Source organism: Diaminobutyricimonas aerilata (assembly GCF_002797715.1).
GTDB lineage: Bacteria > Actinomycetota > Actinomycetes > Actinomycetales > Microbacteriaceae > Diaminobutyricimonas > Diaminobutyricimonas aerilata.
This window is the reverse complement of record NZ_PGFF01000001.1, coordinates 1578207-1589231: the sequence shown is the minus strand read 5'-3', so window position 1 is coordinate 1589231 and position 11025 is coordinate 1578207. Positions and strand designations below refer to the sequence as shown.

General features: G+C 69.9%; 10 protein-coding genes. 2 read left to right on the top strand and 8 right to left on the bottom strand.

The annotated features are described in order from the left end of the window. Together rpmA and rplU are read right to left on the bottom strand one after the other, a co-directional pair. Complete coding sequence (rpmA, locus tag CLV46_RS07605; RefSeq protein ID WP_100364214.1) at window positions 1-252, bottom strand: 50S ribosomal protein L27; 252 nt, start codon at window positions 250-252, stop codon at window positions 1-3. An 18-nt stretch (window positions 253-270) separates the two neighbouring features. Then, window positions 271-579 carry a 50S ribosomal protein L21 gene (gene rplU, locus CLV46_RS07600; RefSeq protein ID WP_100364213.1) on the bottom strand — a complete coding sequence of 103 codons (309 nt, stop codon included), beginning with the start codon at window positions 577-579 and terminating at the stop codon, window positions 271-273. Between the two features lie 130 nt (window positions 580-709). Here rplU and CLV46_RS07595 point away from each other — a divergent pair, with 130 nt between their 5' ends. After that, window positions 710-982, top strand: a complete 273-nt coding sequence (locus tag CLV46_RS07595; protein ID WP_100364212.1) for a DUF4031 domain-containing protein — start codon at window positions 710-712, stop codon at window positions 980-982. Window positions 983-986: 4 nt separating this feature from the next. On the opposite strand, the gene CLV46_RS07590 is transcribed toward CLV46_RS07595, so the two are convergent. Beyond that, entirely contained in the window at window positions 987-3479 is a 2493-nt protein-coding gene (locus CLV46_RS07590; RefSeq protein ID WP_100364211.1) for an Rne/Rng family ribonuclease, read from the bottom strand. Window positions 3480-3768: 289 nt separating this feature from the next. Here CLV46_RS07590 and CLV46_RS07585 point away from each other — a divergent pair, with 289 nt between their 5' ends. Next, the gene (locus tag CLV46_RS07585; RefSeq protein WP_100364210.1) at window positions 3769-4368 is read left to right on the top strand and encodes a vitamin K epoxide reductase family protein; all 600 of its coding nucleotides are present in this window, start codon (window positions 3769-3771) and stop codon (window positions 4366-4368) included. A 31-nt stretch (window positions 4369-4399) separates the two neighbouring features. Here CLV46_RS07585 and CLV46_RS07580 read toward each other — a convergent pair whose 3' ends face one another. The 5 genes from CLV46_RS07580 to ileS all read right to left on the bottom strand — a co-directional run bounded on the left by CLV46_RS07580 (window position 4400) and on the right by ileS (window position 10986). Beyond that, on the bottom strand, window positions 4400-5440 hold the full coding sequence (locus CLV46_RS07580) for an LLM class flavin-dependent oxidoreductase (RefSeq protein ID WP_100364209.1): 1041 nt from the start codon (window positions 5438-5440) through the stop codon (window positions 4400-4402). 99 nt (window positions 5441-5539) lie between these two features. Next, entirely contained in the window at window positions 5540-5956 is a 417-nt protein-coding gene (gene ndk, locus CLV46_RS07575; RefSeq protein WP_100364208.1) for a nucleoside-diphosphate kinase, read from the bottom strand. A gap of 7 nt (window positions 5957-5963) precedes the next feature. Beyond that, the gene (locus CLV46_RS07570; protein ID WP_211282165.1) at window positions 5964-6371 is read right to left on the bottom strand and encodes a DUF4233 domain-containing protein; all 408 of its coding nucleotides are present in this window, start codon (window positions 6369-6371) and stop codon (window positions 5964-5966) included. After that, a complete protein-coding gene (locus tag CLV46_RS07565) occupies window positions 6368-7720 on the bottom strand; it encodes a bifunctional folylpolyglutamate synthase/dihydrofolate synthase (protein WP_100364207.1) in 1353 nt (450 codons plus the stop codon). Before CLV46_RS07565 ends, CLV46_RS07570 begins: the two co-directional genes overlap by 4 nt. Next, window positions 7717-10986: an isoleucine--tRNA ligase gene (gene ileS, locus CLV46_RS07560; RefSeq protein ID WP_100364206.1), complete on the bottom strand. Its 3270-nt coding sequence runs from the start codon at window positions 10984-10986 to the stop codon at window positions 7717-7719. The genes CLV46_RS07565 and ileS overlap by 4 nt, the downstream gene beginning before the upstream one ends. Between the last annotated feature and the right edge of the window lie 39 nt (window positions 10987-11025).

Below are 11025 nucleotides of genomic sequence, written 5' to 3'. Positions count from 1 at the left end.
TCAGGCGGCGACAATGTTGACGACCTTGCGGCCGCCCTTGTTGCCGAACTCCACCGAGCCCGCCTCGAGGGCGAACAGGGTGTCGTCCTTACCGCGGCCGACACCGGCGCCCGGGTGGAAGTGGGTGCCGCGCTGGCGGACGATGATCTCGCCGGCCTTGACGACCTGGCCGCCGAAGCGCTTCACGCCGAGGCGCTGCGCGTTCGAGTCGCGGCCGTTACGAGTGGACGATGCGCCCTTCTTGTGTGCCATGTTCCCTGTCCCTGCCTACTACTTGATGCCGGTGATCTTGACCCGCGTGAGCTCCGAGCGGTGGCCCTGGCGCTTCTTGTAGCCGGTCTTGTTCTTGAACTTCTGGATGGTGATCTTCGGGCCGCGGAGGTCGGTGAGGACCTCGGCGGTCACGGTGACGTTGGCGAGCGACTTGGCGTCGTGCGTCACCTTGTCACCGTCGACGAGCAGCACCGGGGCAAGCTGGATGTTGCCGTCCTTGTCAGCCTGCACGCGATCGAGCACGACCACCGTGCCGACCTCGACCTTCTCCTGACGCCCGCCGGCGCGCACAATCGCGTAAACCACTTTGAACCCTAACTTCGAATGAGGAAAGTCTCGGTGCGATCCCGCGGGCTCGGCCCAGCGCACACCAACAGTCGAGAATACTGCACCGGAACACGACCGGTCAAACCGTGCCACGCCGTAGGATTCCGGAATGGCCGTGCTGATCGATCCCCCGATGTGGCCGGCGCACGGTCGGCTCTGGTCCCACCTGGTCACCGACTCCGATCTCGCGGAGCTCCACGAGTTCGCGGCGACCGCCGGAATCCCGCGGCGGGCGTTCGATCACGACCACTACGACGTGCCCGAGGAACGGCACGATGAACTCGTCGCGCTCGGCGCTCAGGCCGTGAGCGCGCGCGAACTCGTGCTGCGCCTCGAGGCGAGCGGGCTGCGGGTGTCGCAGCGCCGCAAGCGGGGGTTGTGAGCCCCTACTCCCCCGCTTCCCGGGTCACGCTCGCCGCCGATCCGGCCGCACTGCTCGCTCGACGCGAGCCGCGTCCGCGACCCTGACCCGGCTTCTTCGGCTCGGGCAGCGCTTCGAGCACCGAGTCGAGGATGAGCTCGGCGTCGTGAGTGCTGATGCGGCGTCCCTGACGGGGTGCCTTGGCCACCGGGATGTCGAGGATCGCCACGGCCGCTTCGGCCGCCGCGACGGAGGCGTCTTCAGCGGTCGCGGCAGGCGCCGTCTCGGCGGGTTCGGCGGCCTTCTGCTCCGCCGGTTGCCCGGCGGGCTTCTTCTCGGACTCCGCGTGCGGCACGGTGCTCTTCGCGATCTGCGCGAGCGCGTTCCGAACGTCCTCGGTGATGGCGTGGGTGCCGGTCACGGGAGCGCCGTTGCCGTTGCCGCCGTTGCCGTTCCCGTTGCCGTTCGAGGGCTTCTGCTGCTGTTGCTGCTGACCGCCGCCCTTGCCCGAGCGGCGGGACCCGCGTGCGGGCTCCGCCGACGGCGCGCGGTGCTTCTGCACTGGGTCGTGGTGCACGATCACGCCGCGGCCGGCGCAGACCTCGCACGGCTCGCTGAACGACTCGAGCAGCCCGAGACCGAGCTTCTTGCGCGTCATCTGCACGAGACCGAGCGAGGTGACCTCGGCGACCTGGTGCTTCGTGCGGTCGCGGCTCAAGCACTCGACCAGACGACGCAACACGAGGTCCCGGTTCGACTCGAGCACCATGTCGATGAAGTCGACGACGATGATGCCGCCGATGTCGCGCAGCCGGAGTTGGCGCACGATCTCCTCGGCCGCCTCGAGGTTGTTCTTGGTGACCGTCTCCTCGAGGTTGCCGCCGGATCCGACGAACTTGCCCGTGTTGACGTCGACGACCGTCATCGCCTCGGTGCGATCGATGACGAGCGATCCGCCCGACGGCAGCCACACCTTGCGGTCGAGCGCCTTCTCGATCTGCTCGCTGATACGGAACTCGTCGAACGCGTCCCGATCGCCCTCGTACCGCTCGACGCGGTCGAGCAGGTCGGGGGCGACCGAGCGCAGGTAGCTCTCGATGGTCTCCTGCGCGTCGTCGCCGGCGATGACGAGCTTCTGGAAGTCCTCGTTGAAGACGTCGCGCACGATCTTGATGAGCAGGTCGGGCTCACTGTGCAGCAGGGCGGGGGCCTGCACGGTCTCGACCTGGCGGCTGATGTCGGCCCACTGCTGGGTGAGGCGGTTGACGTCGAGGGTGAGCTGCTCCTCCGTGGCGCCCTCCGCGGCGGTGCGCACGATGACGCCGACGTTGTCGGGGAGCACCTCCTTGAGGATCTTCTTGAGCCGGGCCCGCTCGGTGTCGGGCAGCTTGCGGCTGATGCCGTTCATGGAGCCGTTCGGCACGTACACGAGGTACCGGCCGGGCAAACTCACCTGGCTCGTGAGCCGGGCACCCTTGTGACCCACCGGGTCCTTGGTGACCTGCACGAGCACGCGGTCGCCCGCCTTGAGGGCGAGTTCGATGCGACGCGGCTGGTTCTTGGTCTCGGATTCGGCGGCCGCGGCCTCCCAGTCGACCTCGCCCGAGTACAACACGGCGTTGCGTCCGCGTCCGATGTCGACGAACGCGGCCTCCATGCTCGGCAGCACGTTCTGCACGCGCCCGAGGTAGACGTTGCCGATGAGCGACGCGTCCTGGTTGCGGGCGACGTAGTGCTCGACGAGCACGCCGTCTTCGAGCACGCCGATCTGGATGCGCTGCCCCTTGGAGCGGACGACCATGACGCGGTCGACACTCTCGCGGCGCGCGAGGAACTCCGCTTCGGTCACGACCGTGCGACGCCGGCCGGCGTCACGGCCGTCGCGGCGGCGCTGCTTCTTCGCCTCGAGCCGGGTGGAGCCCTTGATCTTCTGCGGCTCCGTGATCGGCTCGGGCTGTTGCTGCACGGGCTGCGGCTTGCGGGGCTGGCGCACCTTGACGACGGTGTTCGGATCGTCGTCTCCGTCGCGCACCTCGTCGGTCGCGCGGCGGCGTCGACGGCTGCGAACGGCGGTGGCGGCCTCCGCCGGCTCCTCGTCGATCCGCGGCGGGAGGAGGGTCGGCAGGTCGGGCGCCTGGAAGATGAGCGAGGTCGTCGCCCGGCGCACCGGCTTGCTCGGCGGCTCGGCGTCCGAGGGCGCGATGCTCTCTTCCGGCTCCGCCTCCGGCGCCTCGACGGCGGCCGCGTCCTCCGGCGTCTCCTCGACCGGCGGCTCGTCCGCCGACGGCGCGGCCGCCCGCGTCCGTGCGCCCGATCGACGCGGCGCGGGCTCGCGCACGACATCCGACTCGGGGCTCACGATCGCGGCCTGCTCGACCGTCTCGCTCTCGGCGCGGTCGATCTCCGACTCGGTGACGACCGGCTCCTGCTCCGGGGCGTCCTTACGGCGTGCGCCGCGTCGTCCGCCGAACAGTCCTGCTCTTCTCGCGGGCTTTCCCGCTTCGTTCGATTCCACCATTCCTGGTGCACTCCTCGTCCGGAAGGGCCGCGCCCGCTCCGGGTACTCTCCACGCGACGCGAGCGCCGCTAATCCTGTTGTCCCGACCGGCTCTTGGCTCTGATCGGTCGCGCTCTCTCACAGCGCTACTCGGAACTGGCTGTCCGACACGGAGCAAACTCTGCTCGTCGTGGCCCGGTGTGCCCGGTAAGCCTTCTCTGGCGTCGACGCGCGCGCGGCACGTCGACTGCAAGTCATTATCGCACGCCGTCGACCCGGCGGCCCGCACGACGCGTGCGAAGATGAGCCGGTGACCCGTGTCGACCCGCCGGCCCCGCCCTACGCCTTCGCCGTCTTCCTCATCCTGGCCGGCATCATCGGTTGGACCGCGGCCGCCGTCCTCATGGTCGAACGCAGCGTGCTGCTCGAGGATCCGGATGCGACGCTCGCCTGTGACTTCAGCCTTCTGGTGCAGTGCGGCAAGAACATCACGTCGTGGCAGGGCTCGCTGTTCGGCTTCCCGAATCCCGTCATCGGTCTCGTCGGTTTCGTCGCCCCGGTCGTGATGGGCACGGCGCTCCTCCTGCGCCGCCGCCCCGCGCGGTGGGTGTGGTCGGGCTTCAATCTGGGCGTGCTCGGCGCGCTCGTGTTCGTGATCTGGCTCATCTACCAGAGCATCTTCGAGCTCGCGACGCTGTGCCCGTGGTGCATGGTGGTGTGGTCGGTGACCATCCCGCTGTTCTGGTCGGTCACCCTGTACAACCTCAAGGAGGGCCACCTCGGCGGGGGCCCGGCACTGCGGCGCTTCGCGGAGGCCGCCTACTCGTGGGTGCCGGCGATCACCGTCGGCTCGTACCTCGTCGTGGCGATCGTCGCGCAGGTGCGGCTCGACGTGCTGTCGTACCTCTGAGAATCGAGTCCGGCCGCACCCGCGCTACTGCTCAGTCGGCGGCGATCGCCTCGCGGACACGGGGTGCCACCTCGGTGCCGTAGAGCTCGATCGTGCGCAGGAGCTTGTCGTGGGCGAGGGTGCCCACGCTGTACTTGAGGTCGAAGCGGGCGACGCCGAGGGCACGGACGGTGCGGATGATCTTCGCCGCCACCGTCTCGGGCGATCCGACGTAGAGGGCGCCGTCGGGGCCCGCCTCCGCCTCGAACCGGTCGCGGCTGAGCGGCGGCCAACCGCGCTCGGCACCGATGCGGTCCATCATGGCCTTGTGGTGCGGCCACACCTCGTCGCGCGCCTGCTCGTCGGTCTCGGCGATGTACCCCGGGGAGTGCACCCCGACGGGCAGGTCGGGCATCCCCAGCTGCGTGAGGGCGCGGTGGTACAGGTCGACGTAGGGCGCGAAGCGCACCGGCTCGCCGCCGATGATCGCGAGCATGAGCGGAAGGCCGTAGCGCGCGGCGCGCACGACCGACTCGGGGCTCCCGCCCACTCCGATCCACGTCGGCAGGGCCCCGCGTTCGGTCGTGGGGAACACGCGCTTGTCGTTCAGGGACGGGCGGAGGGTGCCCTGCCAGGTCACGGCCTCCTCGCTGCGCAGCGCCGCGAAGAGGTCGAGCTTCTCCTCGAACAGCTGCTCGTACTGGGTGAGGTCGAAGCCGAAGAGAGGGAACGACTCGGTGAACGATCCGCGTCCGAGGATGACCTCGGCGCGTCCGTTCGAGATCGCGTCGACGGTCGCGAAGCGCTGGTACACCCGCACCGGGTCGTCGGAGCTGAGCACCGTGACGGCGGATCCGAGGCGGATCCGCTCCGTGCGTGCCGCGATGGCCGCGAGGACCACCTCGGGGGCGGAGACGGCGAAGTCCTCACGGTGGTGCTCCCCCACGCCGAAGAAGTCTAGCCCGACGCGGTCGGCGAGCACGCCCTGCTCGATCACGTCACGCACCACCTGCGGGTGCGGCGTGAGCCCGCCGTCCGCCGTTCCGGTGACGTCGCCGAAGGTGTCGAGTCCGAGTTCGATCGCGGGTGTCATGGTGTTCCCTTCCGGCGCCGCTCGGCACCTGTGCGCGACAACCGGCGGGCCGCGCCGCCTATTCCATGCGTATGCATCGATAGGCGGCGCGGGCGCCGATCAGGAGAACCAGAGGGCGAGTTCCCGCTCGGCCGACTCCGCCGAGTCGCTGCCGTGCACGAGGTTCTGCTGCACCTTGAGGCCCCAGTCGCGGCCGAGGTCGCCGCGGATTGTGCCCGGAGCCGCGGTGGTGGGATCGGTCGTGCCGGCGAGCGAACGGAATCCCTCGATCACGCGGTGCCCGGCGATGCGCATCGCCACGACCGGTCCGCTCTCCATGAACTCCACGAGCGGCTCGTAGAACGGCTTGCCCTCGTGCTCGGCGTAGTGCTGGGCGAGCAGCGAGCGGTCGGCCTGCAGCATCCGGATGTCGACGAGCGCGTAGCCCTTCGCCTCGATGCGGCGCAGGATCTCGCCGGTGAGGTGACGGGCGACACCGTCGGGCTTGACGAGCACGAGGGTCTCTTCGAGGGACATGGTTCTCCTATTCGGTGGGGGCGTTCGGGGGGTCGGTGAGTGCATCGTCCGCAAGCTCCGGGTGCCGGGCGAGGAACTCCTCGCGAGCCCGGTCGAGTTGACGTCCGCGCACGAAGCAGTACGTCCAGATACCGGCGAAACCGAGCCCGACGGCATAGAGGATCGGCAGCAGCAGTCCGGTGGCGACGAGGACGGCCTGCAACACCCATCCGAGCCACACCGCCCACGGATGACGCACGAGTCCGGCCGTGAGGGCGAGGAGCACCACGAGGGCGGCGCCGCCGCCGAACGCGATCGCCGGATCCACCAGCCGCAGCCCGAACACGGTGATCGTGATGAAGAACACGAGCACGGCCTCGAGCACGAGGGCCACCTGCAGCAGGGACTCCGTCGCGGTGCGGCGGCGACGGGTCACGGTTTCCAGCCCTCGCGCTGCGCGATCTCGATGACCTCGCCGATGAGCACGATGGAGCCGGCGACCACGACCGCGCGGCGCGGCTCCTCCGCGGCCCACTCCCGCGCGTCGGCGAGGGCGTCTTCGGCGCGGGGGTAGACCGTCGGCGGTTCGGGCAGCCGGTCGGCGACGATCTCGGCCAGATCGTCCGCCGGGACCGCGCGGTCGGAATCCGCCTGGGTGACGATGAACCGGGTCGCGACCTGCGCGAGTTCGTCGACCATGCCGCCGGCGTCCTTGTCGCCGAGCACGCCGAACACGAAGACGAGCTCGTCGAAGTCGAAGTACTGGGTCAGCGCGGCGGCCAGGGAGGCAGCTCCGTGCGGGTTGTGCGCGGCGTCGACGAGCACCGTCGGCTCGACGCCGACGAGCTGCAGACGGCCGGGCGACGTCGCGGTCGCGAGCCCCTCCGTGAGCACATCCGGGTCGATGCGCTGCGTGCCGTCACCGAGGAACGACTCGACCGCGGCGACCGCCACCATCGCGTTGTGCGCCTGGTGGTCGCCGTAGAGCGGGAGGAACATCTCGCGGTACTCCCCCGCGCGCCCGCGCAGCGTGATGAGCTGGCCGCCCACGGCGACCGCGATCGACTCGACGGCGAAGTCGACGCCCTCGGACGCGAACCCGGCCTCGTTGTGCTCGGCGGCGTCGCGGAGGACCGCGAGGGCGCCGGCGGGCTGGGCCGCGCTCACGACGCGGGCGGCGGGCTTGACGATGCCGCTCTTGGTGCGGGCGATCTCCTCCACGGTGTTGCCGAGGTTGCGCATGTGGTCGAGCGCGATCGGGGTGAACACCGCCACCTGCCCGTCGGCGACATTGGTCGAGTCCCACTCGCCGCCGAGACCCACCTCGATCACGGCGACGTCGACCGGGGCATCCGCGAAGCTCGCGAACGCGAGCACGCTGAGCGCCTCGAAGAAGCTCAGCGGCGGTTCGCCGCGACCCTCGAGCTCGCCGTCGACGAGTTCGAGGTACGGGCGGATGTCCGCCCAGTTCGCGGCGAACGCCTCGTTCGAGATCGGTTCGCCGTCGATCGCGATGCGCTCGTTCACGCGCACCAGGTGCGGGCTCGTCAGCAGACCGGTGCGCAGTCCGTGGGCGCGCAGGATGCTCTCGATCATGCGGCTCGTGCTCGTCTTGCCGTTCGTGCCGGTCACATGCACGATCGGGTAGGCGCGCTGCGGGTCGCCGAGCAGCTCCACAGCGCGACGTGTGGCGTCGAGCCGCGGCTGCGGGTGGGCCTCCCCCACCCGGGCGAGCAGTTCGGCGTAGGCCTCGTCTGCCGCCTGCTGGAACTCGTCGTCGCTCATGCCCGCTCCACGCTCACCGTCACGGCCGACCCGTTGCCCACGGGCGTGCCTCCTTCACCCTCGCGCACGTCGAGCGCGAGCGCCAGGGTCTCCTCACCGATCAGTCCCGCGTGCGCCCGGATGGCTGCGACGGCGACGTCGTCGCCGACGAGCGTCAACCGGATGCGGTCGCTGACCTCGAGACCGGCGTCCTTCCGCGCCTGCTGCACGGCCCGCACGACGTCGCGGGCGAGCCCCTCGGCCTCGAGTTCCGCGGTCGTGACCGTGTCGAGCACCACGAATCCGCCGTCGGGCAGGAACGCGATCGCGTCGTCGGCGTTGGCCGACTCGAGCACGAGGTCGTACTCGCCGTCGAGCAGCGCGACACCCCCGACGGTGACGCCGTCCGAGGTGGTCATCCAGTCGCCGGACTTCGCCGCCTGGATGACCTTCTGCACCTCGCGGCCGAGACGCGGGCCGAGCGCCCGCGCGTTCACCGTCAGGCGCCGGGTGATGCCGAAGTCGCCGACGCTCTCGTCGACGAGCTGCTCGAGGCGCACGTCCTTGACGTTCAGCTCGTCGCGCAGGATGCCCGTGAACGGTTCGAGCGCGCCCGGATCGGCGGTGACGACGGTGACCGCTGCGAGCGGGAGCCGCACGCGCAGCTGCCGCGCCTTGCGCAGGGCGAGCCCGGAGGAGGCCACCTCGCGCACGCGGTCCATGGCGCGCACGAGGTGCTCGTCGCGCGGGAACGCCGGCGCGTCGGGCCAGTCCTCGAGGTGCACGCTGCGGCCGCCGGTGAGACCCTGCCACACCTCCTCGGCCACGAGCGGCAGCAACGGAGCGGCGATCCGGGTGAGTGTCTCGAGAACGGTGTAGAGCGTGTCGAACGCGTCGCGCCAGTCATCGCCACCGGCCTCCCCCGCCCAGAACCGGTCGCGACTGCGCCGCACGTACCAGTTGGTGAGCACGTCGGCGAAGTCGCGCAGCGCGGCCGCGGCGAACGGGCTGTCGAGCCCGTCGAGGTGACGGGTGACCTGCTCGACGACCTCGCCGGTCTTGCCGAGTAGGTACCGGTCGAGCACATCCGTCGAATCGGTGCGCCAGGTCGCCGTGTAGTCCGAGGCGTTCGCGTAGAGGGTGAAGAAGTAGTACGTGCTCCACAGCGGCAGCAGCAGCTCGCGGACGCCCTGGCGGATGCCCTCTTCGGTGACGATGAGGTTGCCGCCGCGGATGACCGAACTCGACATCAGGAACCAGCGCATCGCATCCGCGCCGTCGCGATCGAAGACCTCGGACACGTCCGGGTAGTTGCGCAGGCTCTTCGACATCTTCTGCCCGTCGCTGCCGAGCACGATGCCGTGACTGATCACGTTCGAGAAGGCGGGACGGTCGAACAGCGCCGTCGAGAGCACGTGCATCGTGTAGAACCAGCCGCGCGTCTGGCCGATGTACTCGACGATGAAGTCGGCGGGGCTGTGCTCGTCGAACCACTCGCGGTTCTCGAACGGATAGTGCACCTGCGCGAACGGCATCGACCCGGAGTCGAACCAGACGTCGAGCACGTCGGGAATGCGCCGCATCGTCGACCGGCCGGTCGGGTCATCGGGGTTCGGACGCGTCAGCTCGTCGATGAACGGGCGGTGCAGATCGACCTCGCCCTGCTCGTTGCGCGGCAGCGCGCCGAAGTCGCGCTCGAGGTCGGCGAGGGAGCCGTACACGTCGATGCGCGGGTAGGCCGGGTCGTCGCTCTTCCACACCGGGATCGGGGAACCCCAGAAGCGGTTCCGGGAGATCGACCAGTCGCGGGCCCCGGCGACCCACTTGCCGAACTGTCCGTCCTTGACGTTCTCGGGCACCCAGGTGATCTGCTGGTTGAGGTCGCCCATGCGGTCGCGGAACTCCGGCACGCGCACGAACCAGCTCGACACCGCCTTGTAGATGAGCGGATTCCGGCAGCGCCAGCAGTGCGGGTACGAGTGCTCGTAGCTCGCGACGCGCAGCAGCCGGCCCTCGGCACGCAGCTTCTGGATGAGGGGCTTGTTCGCCTCGAACACCTGCAGCCCGGCGACATCCGGCACCGAGGGCAGGAACCTGCCGCCGTCGTCGACCGAGATGATGATGGGGATGTCGGCCTTCGCCGTCGTGATCTGGTCGTCTTCGCCGTACGCGGGGGCCTGGTGCACGATGCCGGTGCCCTCGCCCGTGGCGACGTAGTCGGCGACGAGCACCTGCCAGGCGTTGTGGGTGCCCCACGCGTCCATGTCGGCGTAGTAGTCCCACAACCGGTCGTACAGCACGCCCTCGAGCTCGGAGCCGAGGAGGGTGCGGGTGATCGCGCCGCGCGCGTCCTCCGGCGTCGCGTAGCCGAGGTCCTTCGCGTAGGCGCCGACGGTGTCGACGGCGAGCAGGTACTCCCCCACGCCCTCTTCGGTGCGCTCGCTCGTGCCGTCACCGTGGGTCGCCGCATCCGCGGCGCCGAGCGGGCCGCTCGGGATCACCGCGTACTCGATCTCCGGACCGACGGCGAGGGCGAGGTTGGTCGGCAGCGTCCAGGGCGTGGTCGTCCAGGCGAGGGCGCGCACGCCCGTGAGCCCGAGCGATTCGGCCTTCACCCCGACGAGCGGGAACGTGACGGTGACCGACTGGTCCTGGCGCATCTTGTAGACGTCGTCGTCCATGCGGAGCTCGTGGTTGCTGAGCGGGGTCTCGTCACGCCAGCAGTACGGCAGCACGCGGTAGCCCTCGTACGCGAGGCCCTTGTCGTGCAGCGTCTTGAACGCCCAGAGCACGCTCTCCATGAACGACGGGTCGAGCGTCTTGTAGTCGTTCTCGAAGTCCACCCAGCGCGCCTGGCGGGTGACGTACTCCTGCCACTCGCGGGTGTACCGCAGCACCGATTCGCGGGCCTTGCCGTTGAACGCGGCGATGCCCATCCGCTCGATCTCATGCTTCTCGGTCATCCCCAGCTGGCGCATCGCCTCGAGCTCCGCCGGCAGACCGTGGGTGTCCCAGCCGAAGCGGCGGTGCACCTGCTTGCCGCGCATCGTCTGGTAGCGCGGGAACACGTCCTTCGCATAGCCGGTGAGCAGGTGGCCGTAATGCGGCAGCCCGTTGGCGAAGGGGGGCCCGTCGTAGAAGACCCACTCCTCGCAGCCGTTGCGCTGCTCGACGGAGGCGCGGAAGGTGTCGTCGCCCTTCCAGAAGGCGAGGATGCCCTGCTCGATCGTCGGGAAGTCGGGCGATGCGGGCACGCCGCCGGCGCGCGGACTGCGGGGGTAGACCATGGGTACTCCTCGTGCTCTGCACGAGGACGACTTGCGCCG